30 protein-coding genes are annotated in these 22,815 nt (G+C 70.8%); 8 read left to right on the top strand and 22 right to left on the bottom strand.

Going from position 1 to position 22,815, the window contains the following annotated elements; all coding sequences use genetic code 11:
• The first annotated feature begins 72 nt into the window (after nt 1-72).
• On the top strand, nt 73-1,263 hold the full coding sequence (locus ACXJJV_RS02395) for a hypothetical protein (protein WP_456466581.1): 1,191 nt from the start codon (nt 73-75) through the stop codon (nt 1,261-1,263).
• Nucleotide 1,264: 1 nt separating this feature from the next.
• Nucleotides 1,265-2,380, top strand: a complete 1,116-nt coding sequence (locus ACXJJV_RS02390; protein ID WP_456466580.1) for a hypothetical protein — start codon at nt 1,265-1,267, stop codon at nt 2,378-2,380.
• Here the strand turns inward: ACXJJV_RS02390 and ACXJJV_RS02385 are convergent.
• Genes ACXJJV_RS02385 through ACXJJV_RS02365 form a run of 5 tightly spaced genes read right to left on the bottom strand, consistent with a single transcriptional unit; the run spans nt 2,377 to nt 5,688 of the window.
• Nucleotides 2,377-2,733: a DUF555 domain-containing protein gene (locus tag ACXJJV_RS02385; RefSeq protein ID WP_456466579.1), complete on the bottom strand. Its 357-nt coding sequence runs from the start codon at nt 2,731-2,733 to the stop codon at nt 2,377-2,379. The two genes, ACXJJV_RS02390 and ACXJJV_RS02385, sit on opposite strands and share 4 nt — an antisense overlap.
• A 2-nt stretch (nt 2,734-2,735) precedes the next feature.
• Complete coding sequence (gene dph5 / locus ACXJJV_RS02380) at nt 2,736-3,539, bottom strand: diphthine synthase (RefSeq protein WP_456466578.1); 804 nt, start codon at nt 3,537-3,539, stop codon at nt 2,736-2,738.
• Entirely contained in the window at nt 3,536-4,426 is an 891-nt protein-coding gene (hemC, locus tag ACXJJV_RS02375; protein ID WP_456466577.1) for a hydroxymethylbilane synthase, read from the bottom strand. The genes dph5 and hemC overlap by 4 nt, the downstream gene beginning before the upstream one ends.
• Before the next feature lie 15 nt (nt 4,427-4,441).
• A complete protein-coding gene (locus ACXJJV_RS02370) occupies nt 4,442-5,302 on the bottom strand; it encodes a putative ATP-dependent zinc protease (RefSeq protein WP_456466576.1) in 861 nt (286 codons plus the stop codon).
• Entirely contained in the window at nt 5,299-5,688 is a 390-nt protein-coding gene (locus ACXJJV_RS02365; protein WP_456466575.1) for an NOB1 family endonuclease, read from the bottom strand. Before ACXJJV_RS02365 ends, ACXJJV_RS02370 begins: the two co-directional genes overlap by 4 nt.
• Before the next feature lie 26 nt (nt 5,689-5,714).
• Between ACXJJV_RS02365 and ACXJJV_RS02360 the strand changes: the two genes are divergently transcribed.
• Entirely contained in the window at nt 5,715-5,990 is a 276-nt protein-coding gene (locus tag ACXJJV_RS02360) for a histone family protein (protein WP_456466611.1), read from the top strand.
• Nucleotides 5,991-6,092: 102 nt separating this feature from the next.
• Here ACXJJV_RS02360 and ACXJJV_RS02355 read toward each other — a convergent pair whose 3' ends face one another.
• The 3 genes from ACXJJV_RS02355 to ACXJJV_RS02345 are packed head-to-tail and all read right to left on the bottom strand — an operon-like array spanning nt 6,093 to nt 8,372.
• Nucleotides 6,093-6,893: an NAD(+)/NADH kinase gene (locus ACXJJV_RS02355; protein ID WP_456466574.1), complete on the bottom strand. Its 801-nt coding sequence runs from the start codon at nt 6,891-6,893 to the stop codon at nt 6,093-6,095.
• On the bottom strand, nt 6,890-7,912 hold the full coding sequence (locus ACXJJV_RS02350) for an inositol monophosphatase family protein (protein ID WP_456466573.1): 1,023 nt from the start codon (nt 7,910-7,912) through the stop codon (nt 6,890-6,892). The genes ACXJJV_RS02355 and ACXJJV_RS02350 overlap by 4 nt, the downstream gene beginning before the upstream one ends.
• Nucleotides 7,893-8,372 carry a pyruvoyl-dependent arginine decarboxylase gene (locus tag ACXJJV_RS02345; protein WP_456466572.1) on the bottom strand — a complete coding sequence of 160 codons (480 nt, stop codon included), beginning with the start codon at nt 8,370-8,372 and terminating at the stop codon, nt 7,893-7,895. Before ACXJJV_RS02345 ends, ACXJJV_RS02350 begins: the two co-directional genes overlap by 20 nt.
• A 75-nt stretch (nt 8,373-8,447) precedes the next feature.
• On the opposite strand from ACXJJV_RS02345, the gene ACXJJV_RS02340 reads away from it, so the two are divergent.
• Genes ACXJJV_RS02340 through pyrF form a run of 5 tightly spaced genes read left to right on the top strand, consistent with a single transcriptional unit; the run spans nt 8,448 to nt 11,633 of the window.
• A complete protein-coding gene (locus tag ACXJJV_RS02340) occupies nt 8,448-8,852 on the top strand; it encodes a translation initiation factor IF-5A (protein ID WP_456466571.1) in 405 nt (134 codons plus the stop codon).
• Nucleotides 8,853-8,907: 55 nt separating this feature from the next.
• A complete protein-coding gene (locus ACXJJV_RS02335; protein ID WP_456466570.1) occupies nt 8,908-9,600 on the top strand; it encodes an arginase family protein in 693 nt (230 codons plus the stop codon).
• Complete coding sequence (locus ACXJJV_RS02330) at nt 9,597-10,496, top strand: deoxyhypusine synthase family protein (protein WP_456466569.1); 900 nt, start codon at nt 9,597-9,599, stop codon at nt 10,494-10,496. The genes ACXJJV_RS02335 and ACXJJV_RS02330 overlap by 4 nt, the downstream gene beginning before the upstream one ends.
• Nucleotides 10,490-11,071 carry a hypothetical protein gene (locus ACXJJV_RS02325; protein WP_456466568.1) on the top strand — a complete coding sequence of 194 codons (582 nt, stop codon included), beginning with the start codon at nt 10,490-10,492 and terminating at the stop codon, nt 11,069-11,071. The genes ACXJJV_RS02330 and ACXJJV_RS02325 overlap by 7 nt, the downstream gene beginning before the upstream one ends.
• A complete protein-coding gene (gene pyrF, locus ACXJJV_RS02320) occupies nt 10,971-11,633 on the top strand; it encodes an orotidine-5'-phosphate decarboxylase (RefSeq protein ID WP_456466567.1) in 663 nt (220 codons plus the stop codon). The genes ACXJJV_RS02325 and pyrF overlap by 101 nt, the downstream gene beginning before the upstream one ends.
• A 22-nt stretch (nt 11,634-11,655) precedes the next feature.
• On the opposite strand, the gene ACXJJV_RS02315 is transcribed toward pyrF, so the two are convergent.
• The 14 genes from ACXJJV_RS02315 to ACXJJV_RS02250 form a co-directional block, all read right to left on the bottom strand.
• A complete protein-coding gene (locus tag ACXJJV_RS02315; RefSeq protein WP_456466566.1) occupies nt 11,656-11,832 on the bottom strand; it encodes a CooT family nickel-binding protein in 177 nt (58 codons plus the stop codon).
• A gap of 22 nt (nt 11,833-11,854) precedes the next feature.
• On the bottom strand, nt 11,855-12,637 hold the full coding sequence (locus ACXJJV_RS02310; RefSeq protein WP_456466565.1) for a GHMP family kinase ATP-binding protein: 783 nt from the start codon (nt 12,635-12,637) through the stop codon (nt 11,855-11,857).
• A complete protein-coding gene (gene sucD / locus ACXJJV_RS02305; RefSeq protein WP_456466564.1) occupies nt 12,637-13,509 on the bottom strand; it encodes a succinate--CoA ligase subunit alpha in 873 nt (290 codons plus the stop codon). Before sucD ends, ACXJJV_RS02310 begins: the two co-directional genes overlap by 1 nt.
• Nucleotides 13,506-14,582, bottom strand: a complete 1,077-nt coding sequence (sucC, locus tag ACXJJV_RS02300) for an ADP-forming succinate--CoA ligase subunit beta (RefSeq protein WP_456466563.1) — start codon at nt 14,580-14,582, stop codon at nt 13,506-13,508. The genes sucD and sucC overlap by 4 nt, the downstream gene beginning before the upstream one ends.
• Nucleotides 14,579-15,112 (bottom strand): 2-oxoacid:ferredoxin oxidoreductase subunit gamma, encoded by a 534-nt coding sequence (locus ACXJJV_RS02295; RefSeq protein ID WP_456466562.1) that lies wholly within the window; start codon nt 15,110-15,112, stop codon nt 14,579-14,581. Before ACXJJV_RS02295 ends, sucC begins: the two co-directional genes overlap by 4 nt.
• The gene (locus tag ACXJJV_RS02290; protein ID WP_456466610.1) at nt 15,096-15,869 is read right to left on the bottom strand and encodes a 2-oxoacid:ferredoxin oxidoreductase subunit beta; all 774 of its coding nucleotides are present in this window, start codon (nt 15,867-15,869) and stop codon (nt 15,096-15,098) included. Before ACXJJV_RS02290 ends, ACXJJV_RS02295 begins: the two co-directional genes overlap by 17 nt.
• A gap of 38 nt (nt 15,870-15,907) precedes the next feature.
• Entirely contained in the window at nt 15,908-17,029 is a 1,122-nt protein-coding gene (locus tag ACXJJV_RS02285) for a 2-oxoacid:acceptor oxidoreductase subunit alpha (protein WP_456466561.1), read from the bottom strand.
• Nucleotides 17,026-17,250, bottom strand: a complete 225-nt coding sequence (locus ACXJJV_RS02280) for a 4Fe-4S dicluster domain-containing protein (RefSeq protein WP_456466560.1) — start codon at nt 17,248-17,250, stop codon at nt 17,026-17,028. The genes ACXJJV_RS02285 and ACXJJV_RS02280 overlap by 4 nt, the downstream gene beginning before the upstream one ends.
• 13 nt (nt 17,251-17,263) lie before the next feature.
• Complete coding sequence (locus ACXJJV_RS02275; RefSeq protein WP_456466559.1) at nt 17,264-18,010, bottom strand: ATP-binding protein; 747 nt, start codon at nt 18,008-18,010, stop codon at nt 17,264-17,266.
• Nucleotides 18,011-18,027: 17 nt separating this feature from the next.
• Nucleotides 18,028-18,489 (bottom strand): 4Fe-4S binding protein, encoded by a 462-nt coding sequence (locus ACXJJV_RS02270; protein ID WP_456466558.1) that lies wholly within the window; start codon nt 18,487-18,489, stop codon nt 18,028-18,030.
• A 14-nt stretch (nt 18,490-18,503) separates the two neighbouring features.
• Entirely contained in the window at nt 18,504-19,439 is a 936-nt protein-coding gene (locus ACXJJV_RS02265) for an SDR family NAD(P)-dependent oxidoreductase (protein WP_456466557.1), read from the bottom strand.
• A 4-nt stretch (nt 19,440-19,443) separates the two neighbouring features.
• Complete coding sequence (gene acsC / locus ACXJJV_RS02260; protein WP_456466556.1) at nt 19,444-20,838, bottom strand: acetyl-CoA decarbonylase/synthase complex subunit gamma; 1,395 nt, start codon at nt 20,836-20,838, stop codon at nt 19,444-19,446.
• Between the two features lie 12 nt (nt 20,839-20,850).
• Nucleotides 20,851-22,053 (bottom strand): CO dehydrogenase/acetyl-CoA synthase subunit delta, encoded by a 1,203-nt coding sequence (gene cdhD, locus ACXJJV_RS02255; RefSeq protein ID WP_456466555.1) that lies wholly within the window; start codon nt 22,051-22,053, stop codon nt 20,851-20,853.
• Nucleotides 22,054-22,815: ATP-binding protein (locus ACXJJV_RS02250; RefSeq protein ID WP_456466554.1), on the bottom strand; the 762-nt coding region annotated here is incomplete at its 5' end.

The following is a 22,815-nucleotide window of genomic DNA, read 5'->3' as shown; positions in this document are numbered from 1 at the left end:
ATCGAGCGATGGTGGGTCGCGGTCCTGGCCCTGCTCGTCGCGCTTCCCTCGGCCGCCTCGGCCACGTTCAACATGATCGTCATCACCGACCCCAGCGGCAAGGATCCGAACGGCGCGGCCGCGGGCTCGATGTCGTTCGCCCCCAACATGTTCCAGTCCACGTTCCTCGTGTCCAAGAAGCTGCACGTGGCCGTGTTGGCGGGTGGTCTGGGTAAGGGTACCGCGCGACTGGAGGCGATTCTGGCGTGCATTCGGCGGCTGGAGCTGGGGATGCCCCTGGAGGAGGCGGTGCGGGCCGGGATCGAGAAGTCGCCCACGGATCGACTGCTGGTGGGTGGACCGCGCCGGGGCATCGTGGTGGGCGGCAGCTACGACGTTGCCGTGGTCCTCGTGAAGGGGAACAAGATCATCATCCGGCAGTATCACAGCGGTTCGGGCCCGAACATCGTCAAGATCCCCCCGAACGTGAAGTGCGCGGTGATTCACCTGCGTAACACGCCGGGCAACCCGCTCTACGGTACGGCGACGAGGGTCCGCGTCGAGGCGGCGATCATGGCGGGTCGCATGATCCGGGACGGGCTGCCGGCGACGGAGGTGCTCGCCCGGGTGATGGGGTACGTGGCCAAGAAGTCCGGTGAGAAGTACGGGGGCGGCGCCGTGAACATCACCGCCGGCCTCTCCACCGGTGACACGTTCGTGCCCGCCCGGCTCAACGAGCGGGGGTTCCCGATGGACGCCCCGTACAGGAAGGCGTGCACCAAGTGCGGGTGGAGCGCGCCCTTCCCAACGGCGGCCCGGTACACGCGGTGCCCGGTGTGCGGGTCGCCGCTGAAGACCGAGTACGCCTGGCAGGTGGCGCGTGACCTGATCACCGTGCGTCGGAACCAGCCGGTGGTGCGCGTGTACGGGGTTCGGAGCCCCTACGACAAGGCGACCATCGTGGAGATCGTGCAGTCGCTGATCCAGCACGGGAAGCGGGACCCCGAGGACATCGCGCGGGCCATCGACAACGCGATCGACAACAACACCCTGTTAGGGTACGATTACGTGCTGCCGAGCGACGTGAAGGTGGAGAAGAAAGCGAACGTGGTCACCGTGTACATGCGGCCGCTGCCCCGCGGGTACAAGAAGCACCCGATGAAGTCGCCCGTGCCGACGGAGGTGCTGCACGCGCTGGGCCTGGTGGGTTCCGCCCTGGGCGTCACCCTGATCGTGCTGGGGTGCGTCAGGGAGATGATGTACCGGCGCGTGAGAGGGTGGTAGCTTGTACCTGGTGCCGCACAACACGGGCGAGGCGCTGGTGGACTTCCTCCTGATGACCCACACCGTGGTCCCGCTCACGCTGGCCTACTCCAGCGTGACCATCCAGCGCGTGCTGTCCCTGTCCATCCTCCTCCTGGCCGTCCTGATGCTGATGTTCTTCGTTGACATGCTGTCGCTGTTCCTCCCCCTCCCCAGGCACGAGTTCACGCACCCGTTCGGGCCTTTGACCCTCGCCGCGTGGGCCTCGGCCCGGTACCTGATCGGCCTGCTGGAGGCGCGCGGGATCTCGGCGGCCCGCCGGACCCGGCCGGTGCTGAACACGCTTTGGTTGTTCACCGGGATCTTCGGGGGCGTGATGCACCGGGATTACCTGCTCTCCTGGCTGCTCTGCTGGATCGGGACCGAGTACCTGATCTCGCGGCAGCTGGAAGTGGGGACGAGGATCGGGGCCCTCGCCGCGCGCGCGAGCCAGATGAGTCGGAGGGTGATCGCCGCGGTCTCCGCGATCGGGGCGGGGCTCCTGCTGCTGATGGAGGCGGCGGCGCGGGTGTTGAACAAGCCGGTGCTCAGCCCGGTGCTGCGGGTGAAGCGGTTCGCCGAGTACACCGTGCCGGGCCTGGATTTCATCCGCAAGAACGCGTACCTGGTGGGTCACTCCACCAAGCCCCTCCCGGCGGGTTACCACTGGTGCGGGTTCGGGGACGGGTTCGTGACGCTGCCTGTGGGGTACCTGGTCATGTTCAACCTGAACGTGCCCACGCTGCACGGCGCGCTGGTCGCGAGGAAGGACCTGCTGGACTACATGCTCCCGGGCGTGTTCGTCTGGGCGTTCGACTTCGGGTACGTGGGCGCGTTCCTGCTGTCGCTTTGGATCGGGGTCACGCTGTACGTGGGGTCGAGGTGCCTGTCCGAGTACGTGGGGCGCCGGCGGTACGAGTTCTCCTCCGAGCTGGCGGCGCGGGAGGCCCTGCTGTTCGGGTGCCTGATGGCGTTCTCCATCCAGTCCCTGATCGGCGCCTTCCTGTTCTCGCGGGCGATGAACTCCTTCGCGCTGGCCACCTTCACCCTGCTGTCGTCCCTGATCTGGGGGCACGTGATCGCGCGGTACCGGCTCTAAATCGGGGTGACCTCCACGACCTCGAGCGGCACGTCCTCCAGCGCCTGGCCGATCTCGTACTTCGCGATCCGGATCGCGTGCTCCTCGTTCTCGGCGTTGAACACGCGCATGGAGAGGAGGAGCCTGACCAGCGCGGTGTTGGCCACGATCCACACGCCCTCGATCTCCTCGCCGCACTCCGGGCACTCGAAGAAGCCCACGTCGATGTCCACGTAGTCCAGCCCGTGGCGGTTCAGGCGCTTGCCGGCCTCCGCGATGGCGATGTTGATGGCGTCGTCCTCGCTGTCCACGTTGTACACGATCCACGCGGCCTCCAGCACGACGTGGTAGTCCCCACCCTCTCCCTCGGCCAAGGTCACTCACCACGCCTCCGCGCGTCTCGCACGTGTGGGACCAGGAGTTCGAGGAACTCCCGCTCCGGCCCCCTCAGCCGGGCCGGGTATATAAGAGCTTGCGGCGGCCCGGGGTCCCAACACCCGGACATCTCGTGGACCGTCCCCCGGACCACCAGCTCGTCCTCGAACCCCAGCCGGAGCACGCCGATCACCTCGTCGTCCGGCGAGACCACGCCCCGACCCTCCTCCCGCTCCAGCTCCAGCAGGTACCGGACCGCGTCCGCCACGGACACGTACTCCCGCTCCGAGGCCGCCTCGAGCAGGAACAGGGTGTGCAGGTCGGCGTCCCGGTTCCGCTCCAGCACGTCGTACGGGTACACGGACCGCACGCGGAGCGGGATCGTAGCGGTCCGGCCGAAGCGGTACAGCTCCAGCCCCGCCCGACCGGGCCCGGCGGTGAGGATCGACACGCCGGGCACGATCTTCACCGACCAGCCGCGCCGGGCGGCCTCCACGGCCAGGGTGGCGTGCGTCGTGGCGACCATCGGGTCCCCAGGCGAGAGCACGGCCACCCGCTCGGCCTCCCCCACCACCTCGAAGAACCGCTCCTCGAGCTCCTCCCGCGAGCACGGTCGGATCTCGGGGGGATCGTGTCCGAGCGCCCGCAGTAGGCGCCGGAGCTCCCGCTCCCGGAGCTCGTACACGCTCGTGTACGTGTCCACCAGCACGAGGTCCGCCCGGGCCAGCGTCCTCAGGGCGCGGACGGTGAGGTCCCGCACGTCGGCCAGGCCCGCCCCGACGAGGTACAGGACGCGCTCGCTCAAGCCCACGCTCCCCGGGCCCGGGTGACGATCCTCTCCACCACCTCCTCCGGGCTCCCGCGCTCGCTGAGCAGTCGGGCCCGGGCACCCTCCCCGTCGAGCAGCTTCAGCACCACCCGGACTCGAGACCCCCGGGCGCGGGCGTACACGCCCACGGGCTCGGCGCAGCCGACCCCCAGCCGCCGCACGATCTCCTTCTCCACCTCCACCTCGACCCGGCTCCGGGGATCGTCCCCGTGCTCCAGCAGCCTTCTGGTTCGGTCGTCGTCGGGGCGGCAGGTGACCAGCAGCGCGCCCTGCCCGGCGGGCGGCACGAACTCCTCCGGCTCGAACACCTCGGAGATGCGGGCCTCCAGGCCGAGCCGCTCGAGCCCCACCTTGGCGAGCACGGTGGCGTCGAACTCCCCCCGCTCCACCTTCCGGACGCGCGTGTCCACGTTCCCGCGTAGGGGCTCGACCCGGAGGTCCGGTCGCTCGAGGAGGATCTGGGCGCGGCGGCGGGGGCTGCTGGTGCCCACCACGGAGCCGCTCGGGAGCTCCTTGAGCCGGGCCCCGGTGCGCGAGACTAGGCACTCTCGTGGGTCGCGGCGGGGCGGTACGGCGGCGAAGGTGACGGGGTAGTCGGGCTCGGAGGGCACGTCCTTGGCGCTGTGCACGGCGCAGTCGGCGCGTCCCTTCAGCACGAGCCGATCGACGGCCTTGACGAAGACCCCCTTCTCGCCGAGCCGGTGGAGCGGTCGGTCTCGGACGCGGTCGCCCTTCGACCGGGTCTTGATCAGCTTGAACTCGACGTCGTGGGGGAGCTCGCTGCGGAGGTGCTCCAGGAACTCGCGCGTTTGGGTGAGGGCCAGCCGGCTGGAGCGGGTGGCGACGCGGAGGATTCGGGGCATCGCGAGGCCCTCCCGTCACTCGATCTTGAAGTCCAGGATGGTGGGGCCGGGCTCCTCCTCCGTGAGGTGGGCGAGCTCGTGGTGGACGTTGGCCGCGGCGGTGCCTCGGAAGGTGATCCGGCCGGGCTCGAGCCGGGTGACGCGGAGGGTGCGGCGGTGGGGGTCTATGCGCACGGTGGCCCCGCCCTCGTGGCGGACCTCCAGGAGTCGGGGGCGCTCGGCCACCCGTCGCACGTCCTCCTCACCGCACTTCTCCAGCCGGACGATGCGGCCCTCGGAGCGCTCGATCCGCGGGTCTAGGAGCAGGTACAGTCGTTCGATCACGACCCCGTCCCGCTCCTCCCGGACGGGTACGGCGACGGAGACGACGTCCTCGTCCCGGTAGGACCAGGCGCCGCCGTGCTGTAGGGCCAGGATGGCTGGGGTGATGGCGCGCTCCTTCGGGACCGCGCGGCGCAGCTCGGTGTGCAGGCGCAGCATGCTGGCGGCCCGTCGCCCGGGGTCGCGGTCCCGCTCGTCCCGCTCGGTGGATCGTCGGGTGGGGTCGACGAGGACGCCGGCCCGGCGGAGGGTCTCGCGGCCGATGATGAGCGGGTACCTCATCCCACGGCGGTCGGCGAGGGTGGCGCGGGTGTGCACGAGCCGGTCGCCGAGCTTGAGGGTGAGGGGAACGACGGGTCGGCGCTCGGCCTTGAGGCGGGAGGCGGTGGCGGAGCGGATCTTCTTGACGTCGAGGACGGGGCCGGCCCCGATCTTGGCGGCGAGGGTGTAGTCGAGGGCATCGTAGCGGGCGCCGGTGTCCACGCGGGCGGTGACCCGTTTGGTCCCGGTGAGCCCGGCCACGGTGACGGTGGTGGTGATGCCGACGGCGTTCATCGGGTCGGTCCCCTTACCTCCCTTATCTCCCCGTGCACGGGGCCGTAGACGTCGAGCTTCAGGGATCTCGCGACGTTCTGAAGCGCGTAGTCGGAGCTGATGATGGTGACGTCCCGGCCCTCGGACCGGAGTTCGACGGCGAGCGCCAGCACCTTTAGATCGGTGATGGAGAGGCGATCCGCGTCGCCGGTGAGCCGGGCGCGCCTGCGGGCCCTTCGGACGGCCCAGCCTGCGGGCTCGCGGACGTGGACGGGGGCGGCCTCGAACCGAGCGCGGGAGAAGGGGTCGCGCAGCTCGTCGACGACCTCGGGGACGGTGTAGAGGCGGCCCCGGTCCGGGACGGCACCCTTGATGAAGGCCGAAGCGTCCAGGACGTAGGATCGCAACCGGGGCACCCCGGGCGGTGGTTAGGATGGAGGTGGACCTGCCGACGAACGTGCTGGAGCGGATTCTGAGGGAGTCGGCCCGGGCGGGCGGGGACGTCGTGGGGGTGCGGATGGAGGCGAAGGAGGAGTACTTTCGGCTGATCGAGGAGCTCGGTCGGATGCTGGCGGAGCTGTCGGTGCTCGCCGCGCGGCACGCGGGTCGGAAGACCGTGCGGGAGGAGGACGTGCGGATGGCCGTGCGCGCCCTCAGGGTGGTATCCTCGCTCGACGTCCCTCGCGGTAGAGGAGCCTCCAGAGGATGAGGGACGCCCGCGAGAGTGCGGGGACGATCCGGCCGCACATCATGAACCGCAGGATCGAGCCTCCGAGGCGGGCGAGGGTGGATCGGGCGCGGCCCACGGTCCTCACCCCAGGAACTTCTCCCGGAGGCGTTCGAAGTACGAGGAGTCAAAGCGCACGAACCGGGCCCGGTGGGCGGACCGGGTCACGACCACGGGCTCGCGGAAGGGCAGGTACTTCTGACCGTCGAGCACGACCTCGGCGCGTTCGGGGTCGTGAACCTCGATTTCCACCCGACGGTTCAGGGAGACGACCATGGGGCGCGCCTCGAGCTTGAACGGGTTGAGCGGGGTGATGATCATGCACTCCACGGACGGCTCCACGATGGGGCCGCCCGCGGACAGGGAGTAGGCCGTGGAGCCCGTGGGGGTTGAGACCAGCACTCCGTCGGCCCAGGCCCGCTCGACCTCGAACCCGTCGATGATCAGCCCGTACTGGATCATCTTGGCGGGTCGGCTGGTGGTCACGGTCACCTCGTTGAGCACGTCCTCCCGCTCCTCCTCCCCCACCTCCACGAGCAGCTTGTCCCGTTCCTCCACCGTGAAGTCACCCTCGGCCAGCCGGCGGATCGCCTCCGGGACCTCGCGCTCGCTCACCTCGGTGAGGAACCCGAACTTTCCCAGGTTGACGCCCAGCAGGGGCACCTCGTGCTCGGAGGTGAGGCGGGAGACGCGGAGGATGGTACCGTCGCCGCCGACGGTGACGATCACGTCCGAGAGCTCGCCCAGCGAGCGGAGGTCCGTCGCCTCGACCCGTTCCAGGCCCAGCGTCTCGTCCGCGATGACCTCGAGCCCGTGCTCCCGGCACAGGCGGCAGACCCGGCGCGCGACCTCGAGGGCCCGGTCCAGGTCCGTGCGTCCGGTCACCCCGACCGTTCGCGGGGCTCGTGGCATTCGAACACCCTCCGGAACTTGCGCTGGAGCGCGTCTAAGAGGTCCACCTCGAGCTCGTTGGCGAGGTTCAGGACCAGGGCCAGCACGTCCGCCAGCTCCCCCTCGTACCCCTCGCCCCGGCCCACCGCGTGCGCGAGCTCCGCGCACTCCTCGCCCAGTTTCCCGCACAGCCCGTGGAGGTCGAGCCCTTCCGGGTGCCGGCCGAACAGCGCCTGGAGCCGGCGCAGCCCCACGTCCCGCCGCAGCCCGTCGTAGAGCTCCCGGGCCAACCCCTCGTCCCGGGCGGCCGCCAGCTCGAACCGGAAGTCGGGACGTAGGGGCACGTCCTCCGGCTCTAGCTCCCTCCCCTCCCGGAAGAACAGGAAGGCGGTGTCCCCTCGACCGAGCCCGAAGGCCCCGGCCACGTCCGTCGGTCGGAGGCTGCCCCTCACGTCCACGAACCCGTCGAGGATGCCGCGGCACGTCATCGCCAGCTCCAGCGCCACGGAGCCCAGGCACCGCAGCTTGAACCGGCGCTGCAGGGTGGTGGGGAGCCGCTCGGTCCCGTAGTAGTACATCGCGACCGTGGGGCGGCCGCTCGGGCGATCCTCCGGTGCCCCCTCGGAGTCGAACGTGATCAGGTCCGAGATCACGAGCCCGTCCTCCACGTCCGCCAGCGACTCGGCCTCAGGGTCCGCGAGGCCGATGGAGACGCAGTAGAAGGGGAGCCCCCGCGAGGCGTTGTGGGAGCCGTCCAGCGGGTCCAGCACCAGGGTGGCCTCCGGCTCCTCCCCGACGGTTACCTCGCCCGACTCCTCGCTGATCACCCGGACCTCCAGGCCCCGGTCCTCGAGCCCGCGGAGGAAGGCCCGCTCGGCGATCTCGTCCACCCGCATGGTGGGGGTACCGTCGGCGCCGCGCCCCACCTTCTCCCAGCCCCGCTCGACGCGGGGGACGCGGGGGAGGACCCGTTCCGTCACGATCCGCTTGAGCTCACTCCTGAGGGACTCCAACGGGGATTCGCCCCCACAGGACGACCGCGGATACGGCCGCCGCCCACTCGTCCTCCTCCGGCTCGTTGAAGGCGGTCGCGGTCTTGACCTCGAGGATCTCCTCGCCGCGCGCCCTCGCCATCTCCTCCACGTCCCGGAGGGCCAGCTCCTCCGCCCGGTCCGGGTCCGAGGCGTCGGATCGCTCCGCGATAATGCCGAACCCCGACTCGAGGCGGGCCACGCACACGCAGCTGGCCACCGGGCCCCGGTCCACGGACCGGGCCAGGACCGCGGGGACGATCGCGCCGGGAGGCAGGGGCGGGGGCGAGTCCTCCTCCTCGGCGTTCGGGGGGAGGATGCTGGTGAGCGTTACCAGGTTCCAGTTCCCGATGCCCGCGTCGAGCAGCGCGGCATCGAACGCGGCCAGGGAGGTGTCCGCCCGCCCGGTGCCGGTCACCAGGGCGTACCGGACGGTCGCCATCGGGACCCCCGGTCCAAAGGCCGAGTATTATTAGTAAGGGACCGCCGGGGGGCGCATCCCCTCGGGGGATGCCGGATGGCGGTCAAGAAGGTGGAGGTCCGCCAGCTGAAGAAGGGTAAGTACATCATGATCGACGACGAGCCCTGCAAGATCGTGGAGTACACGACGTCCTCGCCGGGCAAGCACGGGTCGGCGAAGGCGCGGATCGTCGCGGTGGGGCTCTTCGACGGGAAGAAGCGGACGATCACCAAGCCGGTGGACGCGAAGGTGGACGTGCCGGTGATCGAGCGGAAGACCGCGCAGGTGATCTCGGTCATGGACGACACGGTGCAGCTGATGGACATGGAGACCTACGAGACGTTCGAGGTACCGAAGCCGGAGGACGAGGAGCTGGCCTCGCAGCTGGAGGAGGGCGTGATGGTCGAGTACATGGAGGCGGCGGGCAAGCGCAAGATTGTCGGGATCAAGGAGGAGGAGTAGCCCCCGATTCCCCCTCTCGTTCTCCCCCTCGGACGTGCGCTCCCCGGACGTCACCGTGCTCGGCCTGCCCTCGGAGCGCGTGCTGCCCGGGTACCCGCGAGGCCAGGCCCGGGCCCCCGGCGTGATCCGTCGAGCGGCGCGCGGCCTGGACTTCTTCGAGCCCGGCTTGGGCGACCCGCTGGAGGAGCTGACCCTCGTGGACGAGGGCGACCTCCCGGATTTCCGCCCGCGCACCCGGCCCCGGGCCTTCCTGATCCTGGGTGGGGATCACACCGTTACCGCGCGGGCCGTGTCCCGGCTGCGCCCGCGCCGCCTCCTGTGGTTGGACGCGCACCCGGACCTGCTTCCCTCGGAGCGGCACGACGGTGCCCTGCGCGCCTGCCTGAGGCGCGTGGGAAGGGCGGTCCTGGTCGGCGTCCGGGCCTGGTCGCGGCGGGAGTGGGAGGAGCTGGAGGGATCGGATCGGCTCCGGCTGCTCTCCCCGGAGGAGGCAGTGGAGGAGGCGGGCCGCGCGGACTACGTGTCGCTGGATCTGGACGCGCTGGACCCGTCGGTCGCACCCGGCGTGACCACCCCGGAGCCCGGGGGGCTGGGGTTCGAGGAGGTGGCGCGAATCGTGCGAGAGGCGGGTCGCGCGGGTGCGCACCTGGACGTGGTGGAGCTGTGCCCGGAGGTGGAGTCCCACGTGACCCCGGTCGTGGCCTGCCGGCTGATCGGGGAGTACCTGAAGGGGTTCCTGGAGGGTTGAGCGAGCGGCGGCACTTCCGGTACGATCCGGACATGAGCGTGGACGACTTCCTGCGGCGCATGGGCGAGGTGGGGGCGCTTGGGGCGGGTCGGCTGGCGCGCGCGGCGGAGGTGCTCGAGCGGATGTGGGACTCGGGCGCGACGGTGCTGTTGACGGTGGCCGGCCCGGCCGTCGCGGGCGGGCTGCGGGACCTGTTCGAGCTGCTCATCCGGGAGGGGTTGGTGGACGCGGTCATCACGTCCGGGGCGAACGTCGTGCACGACGCGCTGGAGGCCCTGGGCGGCGTGCACGTGGTCAAGGGTCGGAGGAACGTGGACGGGTACGGGCGCGTGTACGACGTGCACGTGCCCATGGAGGCGTTCGAGCGCTTCGAGCGGTTCATGCGCGACGTGTTGAGGGACCTGCCCGAGCGGGTCTCGGGGCGGGAGCTGCTCTGGGAGATGGGGAGGCGGCTGGAGGACGGGTTCCTGCGGGCCGCGGCCGAGGAGGGGGTTCCGGTCTACTCCCCGGGTCTGCTGGACTCGATGGTCGGGCTGCACGTGTGGTTGTACGCGCAGGATCACCGGTTGGAGCTGGACCTGGTGGACGACATGCACCACCTGGCCGACCTGGTGTTCGAGGCGGATGAGCTGGGCGCGATCATGCTCGGGGGGAGCGTGCCCAAGCACTTCGCGATGGGCGCGGCCATGCTCCGCGGCGGGTTGGATTACGCGGTTCAGATCACGATGGACCGGCCGGAGACGGGGAGCCTCAGCGGGGCGCCGCTGGAGGAGGGTAAGTCCTGGGACAAGGTGCGGGAGGACGCGGAGGTGGCCACGGTGATCGGCGACTACACGGTCCTGTTCCCCCTGCTCGTGACGGGCGTCCTACAGCGGCTGGGGATCGGGAGATGCTGACCGGGGCGCTGCTGGCCGCGGTCTCCGGGGCGCTGCTGAAGCTGGCCGACGACCTGGTGGATCGGGCCGGTCGGCGGCGCGCCGCGCTGCTGCCCGGGGCGCTCGCCGCGCTGGTCGCCGTCGCCTCCGTCCCTATGGGGGTGGGCCCCGAGCTCTACCTGGGGCTGACCCTGGGGAACGGGGTGGTGGGGAAGCTCGACGAGCCCTGTCATTGGGTCGCCGCGGTCGCGGTCACCGTGGGCGCGGTGCTGCTGGCTCCCCGGGGGCCGGGCGCGGTCCCGCTCCTCCTGATCGCCCTGCTCGCGGCCGTGGACGAGCTGGTGCATCCGTGGGATCCGTGGGGTCTGCGTCCCGTCCTGAAGGTGGGCGTGGTGGTGGGGTGGCTCGCGGGGCTTTTGGACTGGGGCGTGATGGTGGCCGCGTTGGCGTTCGATCTCGGGTACCACGCGGGTGAGCTCGTGGGGGTGCGGTGGGTTGTTCGAGCCGAGGACGCGCCTCATCGTGGCGCTGGACGTGGGTCTGGAGCGGGCGGTGGAGCTGGCGGAGCGGCTGGACGGGCGCGTGGACGGGTTTAAGATCGGATACGACGTCGTTTTGGAGGCGGGCGCGGAGGGCGTGCGGGAGGTGGCCCGCGCGGTGAGGGAGTCCTTCGTGCTGGTGGACCTGAAGGTGGCCGACATTCCCGAGGTCTCGCGGCGCATCGTCGCCGCCGTGTCGGAGCGCGGCGCGGACGCCGTGATCGTGCACGGGTTCGTGGGCCGAGACGTCGTCCGGGAGTGCGCTCGGGAGGCGCCGGTCGTGGTCGTGGCGACGATGAGCCACCCGGGGGCGCGGCGGTTCTACGATCCGGTGTGCCGGGAGGTCGTTCGGGTCTGCGAGCACCTGGACGGTGTGGTGGGGTTCGTGGCCCCGGCCACGCGGCCGGCCCAGGTGCGCGCGGTGCGGGAGCTCACCGACAAGGTCATAATCAGCCCGGGAGTGGGCGCCCAGGGCGCGGAGCCGGGCTCGGCGTTGGAGGCCGGGGCCGACTTCGAGATCGTGGGTCGGGCGGTCACCCGGGCCGAGGATCCGGAGCGGGCGGTGGAGGATCTGGGTCGGGCGATGAGGAGTTCCAGGCCGACGGACGGGGACGAATGAAGAGCCCTGTGAGCCCCGAGCCCTACCGCTCCAGTTCCACCACGTGCTCGTCCATGTCCACCCGCTTCACCCGGGCGCCCTCGATGAACCGCTCCTCGCCCGTGATGTCGCGCAGGAGGATCCCGTCCTCCTGCACCTCCAGGTAGAGCACGTCCTCGGCCACCGTCTCGCCGTCCAGCCGCACCCGGAACTCACACATCGGTGCCACCCCGTAACACCGTTCAGGAGATCGATGATATCAGTTTCGGGAAGGGCCGAAGGGAGACGCGGAACCGGCGTCCCGGCCCCTCGTCCCCTGGGCGGAACCGGGTGCGGCTGAGGAGGGCGATGGAGCCGTTCCGGGGCGGGTTCAGCCCGAGGCGTCGGGCGAACCGGCGGGCGAGGCGGAGGGCGAGGTCGGGGTCCGGGCGGCGGGTGAGGAGCTGGGTATAGGCCAGCGCGGGTTCGAGCCGGCTCCGGTCCAGTCGAGGCAGCTCTCGTCGGGTGTCCAGGGGAACGGGTCGTTCCACGGTGAGGGTGCGTTCGGGCAGGGGGATGCGCGCCGTCTTCACCCGGTCCGGGTAGCCGGTGCGGAGGCGGAGGACCGCGCCCCCGTGCCAGATGGTGGTCACGTCGCCCAGCCCGGTGCCGAGTTGGAGCTCGATCTCGTGGGCGCGGCGGGCGATCCAACGGGGGTCGGCGGTCCCCTCGAGGCGCAGTTGGGCGGCCAGTAGGGTGCCGAGGGCGGACGCGGCGCTGGTTCCGAGCCCGCAGCCGGGGGGTGCGCGGAACTCGTACCGGACGCTGAGGCCCGTGCCCAGGGTCTCGGCGCAGGCGCGGGCGATCTCGTCGCCGATGGGGTGGTTCGCGCGCACGCGGACGCGGTCGGAGCGGAGGGGTCGGGCGCGCACGCGCACGACGTCCTCGATCGCGATGCCGAGCCCGATGGAGCCGGCGCGTCGGGGGTCGTGGTGCGGGAGTGGGTAGAAGAAGCAGGTGAGGGCGCCGGGGACGGAGACTTTCATCAGAGGTACTCCCGGAGGAGCTCGGGGACCTCCCAGGGCTTCTCGGCGACGTCAACCCCGGCGCGCTTCAGCGCCCGGATCTTGGATTCGGCCGTGCCGGCACCCCGCTCGATGATGGCGCCCGCGTGGCCCATGCGCTTGCCGGGTGGGGCGTGGCGGCCGGCGATGTAGGCGACGACGGGTTTGGGGAAGTCGGTCTCCACGATGTACTCGGCGGCGAGCTCCTCCGCGTTGCCCCCGATCTCGCCGATGAGGACGACGGCCTCGGTGCGGCGGTCCTCCCGGACGTACTCAAGGAAGTCGATGAAGGTGGTGCCGACGATCTGGTCGCCGCCGAGTCCCACGCAGAGGGACTGGCCGATCCCGGCCTCCGTCATGGACTGGACGATCTCGTACGTGAGGGTGCCGCTGCGGGAGGCGACGGCGACCTCGCCCTCGGTGAACACGTGGTGGGGCATGATGCCGAGCTTAGTGCGCTCGGGGGGGACGATGAGCCCGGGCGTATTGGGGCCGATGATCCGGATGCCCTCCCAGCGGGCCAGCTCGACGAACCGCATCGTGTCGTGGGCGGGGATGTGCTCGGTGATGACCACGATCGGGTCCAGCCCGGCCTCGATGGCCTCCATGACCGCGTCGGGGGCGGCCGGGGCGGGGACGAAGACGACGGAGGCCTCGGCCCCGGTCTCCTCCACGGCCTCCTCGACCGTGTCGTAGACGGGGACCCCGTGGACCTCCTGCCCGCCCTTGCCCGGGGTCACTCCGGCGACGACGTTCGTCCCGTACTCGAGCATGAGCCTGGTGTGGAAGCTGCCGTGGCGCCCGGTGATGCCCTGGACGAGCACGCGGGTGTCGCCGTCGATCACGGGGCTCACCCCGCGAGCTCGACGGCCTTCTTCACGGCCTCCTCCAGGTCGGTGAAGGCCTCGATCCCGTGCTCGCGGAGGATGCGCTGGCCCTCCTCCTCGTTCGTGCCTACGAGGCGGACGACGAGTGGGATGTCCACGTCCTCCAGGACGGAGACGACGCCCTTCGCGACCTCGTCGCAGCGGGTGATCCCGCCGAAGATGTTGATGAGGATGACGTCCACGTCCAGCTCGGCGACCCGGAGGACAGCGCGCTTGATCAGGGTGGGGTCCGCCCCGCCGCCCACGTCCAGGAAGTTGGCGGGCTCGCCCCCGAGGTCCTTGACCAGGTCGATGGTGGCCATGGTGAGCCCGGCCCCGTTCGCGATGATCCCGATGTTGCCGTCCAGCTCCACGAAGGGGAAGTCCTCGGTCTTCTCGGCGAACTCGGGGTGCCGGAGGTGCGCCGCGTCCTCGTCCAGGTTGACGACCGCGTCGACGGCGACGAGCTCCCCGTCCCGGGTCAGGACCAGCGGGTTAACCTCGACCAGGTGGGCGTCGTACTCGTCGAACACCCGGTAGAGGGCGAGGGAGACGCGCTCCAGCGCCGGGGCGTGGCGTCTGGGTATCTCCGCCTCCAGCGCGGTCCGGCGGGCCTCGAACCCGCGGAGCCCCAGGACGGGGTCGACGTGCGTGCGGGCTATCTTCTCGTCCGGGACCTCCTCGATGTCGATTCCACCTTCCCGGGAAATGAGCAGGACGGGGACGCGCTCGGCCCGGTCCAGGGTGATGGACACGTACCACTCCTCCTCGATGTCGACGCGCTCCTCCACGAGCACCTGCTTCACCACCTCACCCCGGATCTTGGAGCCCAGCAGCCGTTCCGCCGCCTCGCGCGCCTCCCGGGGGTCGTCGGCGAAGAGCACGCCGCCCGCCTTCCCGCGGGCCCCCACGGGCACCTGGGCCTTTACGACCACCGGGCCGTCGATCCGTTCGGCGATCCGAGCCGCCTCCTCGGGGGTTCGGGCGAGGTCGCCCTCGGGGGTGGGGACGCCCTGCTCCCTCAGGAGCCGCTTCGCCTGGTACTCGAGCAGTCGGATCATTCGCGGACCCCCCGGGCCCCCTGCTCGACGGCCCGGACGTTGACCTCCTCGGTGCCGGGGGGCACCGCGTCCCGGACGGCGCGCTTCAGGGACTCCTCGGACACGAGGTCGGTGAGCTCGCGCAGGGCGCCGAGGATGACCATGTTGGCGACGATGCGGAGGCCCAGTTGCTCCTCGGCGATCCTCGTGGCGGGCACGCCCACGTGCTCGACGTCGTGCTCCTCGTTGGGCTCGACGAGGGTGGAGTCGTAGACGATGAGGCCGTCTTCCCTCACCTGTGGGGCGTACCGGTCGTAGGCCTCCTGGGACATGGTGACGAGGTAGTGGGGGCGTCGCACGTACGGGTACATGATCTCCTCGTCCGAGACGATGACGTCGGAGCGGGAGGCGCCGCCGCGGGCCTCCGGGCCGTAGGATTGGGTCTGGACGGCGTTGTAGCCCTCGTACACGGCCGCGGCCCGGCCGAGGACGACCCCGGCGAGAACGACGCCCTGGCCGCCGAAGCCGCTGATTCTAACTTCCTTCCTCATCGCCGCTCACCTCCTCGATGAGCTCGTGCACGCGCTCGTGGAAGGGTTTGCGCTCCTCGTCCCGGAGGATACCGATTCGGATCTTGCCGGGCTCGTCCTTGGTGCTCGTGTTCTCCCTCAGCCACTCGAGCATCTCGCGGGGGCTCTTCAGGTCGTTGCGGCGCCCGTAGTTGGTGGGGCACTGGGAGAGGACGTCGATGAAGGAGAAGCCGTCCCGCTCGAGGGCGCGGTGGATGGCCCGTTTGAGCTGTTGGGGGTGCGCCGTGGTCCAGCGCTCGACGTGGGGGGCGCCGGCCCCCATGACGAGCTCGCAGAGGTCGAAGGGGGGCTCGGGGTTCCCGTACGGGGTCGTCGTGGACTTGGCGCCCTCCGGCGTGGTGGGGCTCACCTGGCCGCCGGTCATGCCGTAGATGAGGTTGTTGGAGCAGATCACGGTCACGTCGAGGTTCCGGCGGGCGGCGTGGATGAGGTGGTTCCCGCCGATCGCGGCCGCGTCCCCGTCGCCGGTGAGGACGATGATCTCCAGGTCGGGGTTCGCCAGCTTGAGGCCGGTGGCGAAGGCCAGCGGGCGCCCGTGGGTCGTGTGGAGGGAGTCGAGTCGCACGTAGCCGGGGAGGCGGGAGGAGCAGCCGATGCCGGAGACGAGGACGGTCCGGTCGGGGTCGAGCTCGCCCGCCTCGAACTTCTCGGCGAGGGCGCGGACGAGCACGTTTAGGATGGTCCCGTTCCCGCACCCCGGGCAGAGGATGTGCGGCATTCGCTCCCATCGGATGAGGTCCCGCCAGTTCACGGGGCTCACCCCTGGAGGCGCTCGGCCTCCTCGACCACGCGCTCCGGGGTGGGCGGGTAGCCGCCCGGGTACTCGAGGGCGTGCACGCACTCCGCGTCCAGGGCGCGCTCGATCATCTCGACGTACTGGCCGAGGTTCATCTCGACGACGAGCACCTCGTACCCGTCGAGGAGCCTCCGGACGAGGTCCGGGTCGAAGGGGTGGATGACCCGGGGGCGGAAGACCGTGGCGTTGAGCTCCTCGGCCGCCTCGAGGACGGTCCGGGCGCAGCCGCCGTAGGCCACGAGGGCCAGGTCGGACTCGCGCTCGATGAGGTCGTACCCGACGCTCTCGTGGATCTTCCGGGCGCGCTTGCGGACCTTGTTGCAGAGCCGGCGGACCAGCCGTCGGTGCACCTCGGGGTCGTCGGTGGCGGGGTAGCCCCGCTCGTCATGGGTCAGGCCGGTCACGTGCACGCGGTGTCCGCGCCCGAACACGGGCATGGGGGGCACGAGGTCGTCCGGTTCCAGGGGGAAGGGCTCCCGGACCTCCTTCCCCTCCTCCGGCAGCTCGCGGTCCACGGTCTCGACGTCCTCCCTCAGGATCACGCGCTCGCGCATGTGCCCGACGACCTCGTCGGCAAGGAGGACCGCGGGGACGCGCAGTCGCTCGGCCCAGTTGAAGCACTCGACGGTGAGGTCGTACATCTCCTGGACGGTGGAGGGGGCGAGCGCGACGACCTCGTAGTCCCCGTGACCGCCCCAGCGGGCCTGCATCACGTCGGACTGGGAGGCCTTGGTGGGCTGGCCGGTGCTGGGCCCGCCGCGCTGGACGTTCACGACCACGCACGGGGTCTCGGTCATGGCGGCGAAGCTCATGTGCTCCTGCATGAGGGAGAAGCCGGGCCCGGAGGTCGCGGTCATGGCCTTCACGCCGGCCCAGGAGGCGCCGATGACGGCGGCCAGCGAGCCGATCTCGTCCTCCATCTGCACGTAAACGCCGCCGACCTCCGGCAGCCGCTCGCTCATGCGCTCGGCGATCTCGGTGGACGGGGTGATCGGGTAGCCCGCGAAGAACCGGCACCCGGCCGCGATCGCGCCCTCGGCGCAGGCCTCGTTACCCTGAAGGAACTCGACCCGTTCGCTCACGAGCCCTCCCCCTTCCTCCTGACCTCGATGGCGAGGTCCGGGCAGATCAGCTCGCACTGGCGGCAGCCCCGGCAGCCTCCCACGTACTCGGGGAGCCGGTACCCCCGCTCGTTCCTCCGGTCGGACTCCCGGAGGGCGTCCACGGGGCAGGTCCAGACGCAGAGGAAGCAGCCCTTGCACAGGCGCTCGTCGATCTCGACCGTGTACTCGTCCTCGGCCACGCGTCCACCCCCATCAGGCCTCGAACATCCCGTCCAGGAGCTCCTCGCACGCCGAGCGGACGGTCTCGTCCTCCCACACGGGGCGGCCCCGGAGCTCGAGCCGCTTCAGCCCGGGGGACTCGGGCACGGTGACGGTGACGTCCGCGTCGACGTCGGGCCCCTCCACGCCCTCCACCCACTTGTTGCGCACGAGGGCGAGCCGGTCGACGCCCATCCGTCGGGCGAGTCGGGCGGACTCCCGGGCGTTCTTGAAGGACTTGACCGAGGGCTCGCAGACGATGACGATCCAGTCCACCGCCTCGAGCACGCGCCGGCCGAAGTGCTCCAGGCCCGCGTCCGTGTCCACGACGATCGCCTCGCCCCGGTCGGCGACGACGTGCCGGATCAGCCGGCGCGCGAGGGCGGCCGCGGGGCAGAAGCAGCCCTCGCCGGCGTCCTCCACCCGGCCGACCACGAGGAGGCGCAGCCCGGGCTCGACCTCGACGGCGAGTCGGTCGGGGAGGTCCGAGACGCGCGGGTTGACCCGGAAGAGGGGGCCGAACGTCGCGCCGGGGGGCGCGCCCGTCCGCTCCCGGATGAGCTCCTCCCGCTCGACGACCGGGGTGGGGGGCTCGTCGAGGCCCATCGAGTACGCGAGGTCCGGGTCGGGGTCGGCGTCCACGGCGAGGACCTCGTGCCCGCGCTCGGCCAGGAGCTTGGCGAGGGTGGCGGCGACGGTGGTCTTGCCCACGCCCCCCTTCCCGACGATCCCGAGCTTCATGGGGATCCTCGCCCGGGCTACTCCTCTTCCCGCAGGATACTGTGCGCGCGTTGGAGCTGTTCGGCGAACCACTCGCGCTTCTCGCGAGGGAGGTCCGACTTGGAGAGGAGGCGGAGGGCGCCCCGGTCGCAGGCCTCGACGCAGGCGGGCGCCTTCTTGGGCGCGTCCACGCAGAGGGTGCACTTCTCGGCCCGGCCGCCCGCGAGCTCGATGGCGCCGAAGGGGCAGGCGACGGCGCAGAGCCCGCAGCCGATGCAGTCCTCGGTGACGATCAGCGCCCCACCCTCCTCCCGGATCGCGTCGATCGGGCAGGCGGCGGCGCAGGGCGGGTCGTCGCACTGGAGGCAGGTCACCGGGGGTGCGTCCTCGGAGACCTTGTAGATGCGCGCGTGCCCGTGGGTCTCCTCGCAGGCCTTCACGCACTTACTGCAGCCGCGGCACCGGTCCGGGTTGACCGCGAGGACGAGGGTGTCCGGCACGGTCGGGCCTCCCCTTAGAGGACGTGCTTCCGGATCCAGTCCCAGGTGAGCTTGATACCCTCCTTGAGGTCCGTCTCGGGCTCGAAGTCGAGCTCCTTGCGGGCCCGGGTGACGTCCAGGTAGATGCGGCGCACCTCGCCCGGGCGGGCGTGCTCGTACACGACCTTCACGTCCCGGTTCGTGACCTCGCGGATGAGGTCGATGAGCTCGTTGATGGAGGTCTCCCGCCCGGAGCCGATGTTGTAGGTGCCGTGCCCGCGCTCGACCGCGTCGGCGGTCACGCGGGCGACGTCCCGGACGAAGATGAAGTCCCGGGTCTGCTCGCCGTCGCCGAAGACGCGGAGGGGCTCGTTCCTGGCGGCGCGGAGGAGGAAGATCGGGATGACGCCGGCCTCGCCGCGCGGGTCCTGGCGGGGCCCGTACACGTTCGCGTACCGGAGGATCACGTGGTCGAGGTCGTACGCCTCGGCGTACACGCGGACGTAGTGCTCGCCGGCCAGCTTGGACGCGCCGTAGTTGGAGATGGGGTGGGTGGGGTGCTCCTCGTCCACGGGTAGGTACCGCGGTTCCCCGTACACGGCCCCGCCGGAGGAGGCGTACACGAGGCGGTCGACCTCGTGGCGGGCGGCGAGGGCGGCCAGGTTCAGGGTGCCGATCGCGTTCACGGTCGCGTCCGCGAGGGGGTTGTCCATGGAGTAGCGGACGTTCGTCTGCGCGGCGAGGTGCACGATGACGTCGGGCTGTAGCTCCCGGAGGACGGTCTCGAGCCCGTGGGGATCCCGGACGTCCGTTCGCCAGAACTCGACGTCGTCGAGCACGCGCTCGAGGTTGGTCAGGTCGCCGGTGATGAGGGCGTCGACGACGCCCACGTGGTAGTCGCGGGCGACGAGCTCCTCGACCACGTGCGAGCCGATGAAGCCGGCCCCGCCCGTCACCAGCACGGTGGTCACCGGGCTATCCCTCCTCGATCCGGAGGAGCCCTTCCCTCTCGAGGAAGTCGGGGAGTTCTGAGGAGTCCTGCGTGCCGATCACGACTTTCCACCCGGTCGCGTCCTCGACGTCCCCTTTCACCGCCGCGGCCTTGCCGGGGATCACGAGCACGCGGTGGTTGACCTTGTCCTCCACGTTGAACTCCTCGAGGGCCTCCTTCACCGCCTGCCCGTTGAACTGGCCGCCCGCGACGCTGACGTCGACGGCCAGTCCGCCCGTGTCGATGACGAGGAGCCAGCAGTCCACGTCCGCGCTCTCGAGGTCGTCGGCCACGCAGTGGTACGTGAGGGTAAAGTTGGTCGTGACGAGCACGGGGGAGTGCTCGTCCGGGTCCCCGATCTTGTAGAGGCCCGGGTCCACCGCCTGCGGCTCGCGCGGGTCCGTGTAGATGCACTGGCGCTGGGTCAGGACGGGCAGCAGGGCCCAGGGCTCGAGGGTGTCCATGATCAGGGCGTCCGCGTAGCGGAGCACGCAGGCGGCGGCGAGGTAGGACTCGCGCCGGGCCGCCTCCACCGGGTCGTCCTCCAGGAAGCGGTACGGGAAGGTGGTGACCAGGGTGGGGTACCCGAGGGGCTCGAACTCCTCCTCGACGGCGGCCTTGCGGAGCTCGGCCAGCTTGTCCGTCGTGGCGACCACGTCGTGGGGGCCGAACTCCGTGCCCGGGTCCAGGAGCAGGTCCTCCACCCGCTCGCGCGCGCGGGCCGAGAGCTCGACCAGGTCCTCGACCTCGGTGGCGTGGAGGCCGAGCGGGCACTCGTGCTCCGCCGCGAGCTCGACCAGGTCTTCCAGGTTCTCCTCGGTGGCCGGGTAAAGGAGGGGGCGCTCGTCGAACGCGTCCAGGCCCGCCGCGAGCACCCGGGGGTCCCGCGAGATCAGGGCGATCGCGAGGTCCTCGGAGTGCTCCACGGCCGTCTCCACGGCCGCGGCGAACCGCTCCGGGTCGCCGGTCCGGGAGACGACGGCCAGCCCGTCCACGCGGAGGGTCTCGCCCACGCGCTCGACCTGGAACTCCTGGGCGCGCTCGGTCTTCTCGCGCAGCTCGTCCTCCTCCATGTCGTCGTACACGGCGATGAACACGGGGGGCGGGTTGAAGTACGAGAGCTCGTGGCGGAAGAGGACCTCGTCGCCGCCCACGACCACCTCGCGGTCGCCCCGGCAGATGGTGACCTCGCGGACGGGCGGGGCGAGGAGTTCGCGGAGCTTTTTCAGGGAGTCCTCGTCTAGGTTCGGGCAGTCCTCGGGGTCGGCCTCCCGGTTGACGAGCTTGGTCGCGAACTCCATGCAGGTCTTGCAGCCGCAGGCTCCGCAGTTGGACTTGGGGAGGAGGTTGTACACCTCCATCACGTCGGCTCGCGGCACGGGGGCGACCCCCTAGGCGATGAAGTCCGTAACGTGCACGTCCCCCACCTCCCGCTCCCGGCCCATGTACTCGAGCGCCTCCTGCACGACCTGGACGGCCCAGGGGTGGAACATCATGAGGAGGTCCGCGCCGCACAGGGCGACGGTGGTCGCGGTCACGGCCTCCCAGAGCGGGCCCCGGTACTCGCGCGGGCCCCAGCTCTCCTCCTTCATCCAGGCCTCCCGGGCGGCCCACGCGTTGGTCGAACCGCTCGAGATGGGCATCTGGAGGTACTCGTCGCCGTGGAGGGCGGCGAGGCGGATCCGGGTCATCACGTCGACCGTGTATTCGATCCCGTAACCGAGCGCGCACGTGGTCGGGTCCATCACCACGTCCTCCTTCGAGAGGCCCAGGTTGAGCACCCGCTTGTTCAGGGTTTTCATCATGTTAACATCGACCGGCGCGAAGGTCAGGACCACGTGCCCGTGCTCCTTGGCCGCCTCGACCACCCGCTCGAAGTCCATGTCCTCGTTGATCGAGGAGAGCATCACCCGCTCGCCCTCGCACACCTCGGCCGCCTTCACGAACACCTCCACGTCCTTCTCCGGGTCGCCCGAGCCGCCCACGATGATCGGGACCTTGACCGCGTCCAGCACGTCCTCCAGGGTCTCCATCGCCTCCTCCACGGGCGCGTCGTGCAGCTTCGGGGACGTGCTCACCAGGTGCAGCGTGATCACGTCCACGCCGTACCGCTTCACGACCGTCCTGGCCCAGTCCACGGGGTCCTCGATCACGTCCCCCAGCTCCTCCCGGATGGGACCCGGGATGCCCACGTCCGGGGTGTCGAACACGTCGAAGGTGACGACGGGCGGGTTGGGTCGCGGGGCCTCAAAGACGAAGTAAGCCCGCTCGCCGCCGAGCTTGACCACGCGGTCCCGCGTCCCGCCCTCGGAGCGCGTCGCGCCGAGCTGGACCTCGGCGACCTCGCCCTCGTACTCCTCCACCGGAGGCTCGTACTCGGGCACCTCGACCTCTCGCTCGACCGCCTCCGCGCGGGGCCGCACCAGCCGCTCCCACACCTCTCGGGGCAGCGCCTGGGCGACCGTGCGCAGTTCGAGCTCCAGCTCGTCCGCCTCGATCGACACGTCCCGAAGCTCCACCTCCCGCACCTCACCCTCACCCAGGATGCGATCGAGCAGCTCCCGCAGCAGGTCCTCCAAGCGGCGCTCGGACACCTACAACACCCCCGCCCGGGAGAGAATCTCGCGGAGGTCGGTCCGGGCTTTGGACTCAGGCGGGAGCTCGGTAAGCGGTCGACCGCGCAGCTCGAGCTCGACCAGCTCCTCGTCCGGGCGGACGCGCCCGAGGAAGGAGAGCCCCATCCGCTCGCCCTCGCGCCGGATCACGCGGTACTCCCGGTCCGTGACCCGGTTCGCCACGACCCGAACGTCCTCCACCTCGGACTCGAGCTCGTCGATGAGCTCCACGATCCGGCGGGCGGTGTTCAGGGCCTTGCGGGAGTGGTCGACTACGATCAGAACGAGGTCGACGCCGTCGATGATGCCGCGGCTGACGTGCTCCAGCCCGGCCTCGCAGTCCATGATCACGAGGTCGTACCTCGGGAGGAGCTCGGACATGACCCGGCGGAGCCAGTGGTTGACCGCGCAGTAGCACCCGCGGCCCTCGGAGCGGCCCATGACGAGGAGATCGTAGCCCTCGGTCTCGTGGAGGGCGGTCATCACCAGGTACTCCATGTACGCCTGCTTGTCGAAGCCGGGCGGGAGCTGCTCCTCGATCTCGCGCTTGAACCGCTCCCGCACCTCGCCCAGCGTGGTCTCGGGCTCGACGCCCAGCGCGTCGGGGAGGTTCGCGTCCGGGTCCGCGTCGATGACGAGGAGGTCGCCGGCCCCGCGCTCGGTGAGCTCGAGGACGGTGAGGGCGGCGAGGACGGTCTTCCCCGTCCCGCCCTTCCCGGTGAAGGCGAGGATCAACCCTTT

Source organism: Methanopyrus sp. (assembly GCF_053997775.1).
The sequence above is the reverse complement of the archived record's forward strand: the minus strand, read 5'-3'. Positions and strand labels throughout refer to the sequence as shown.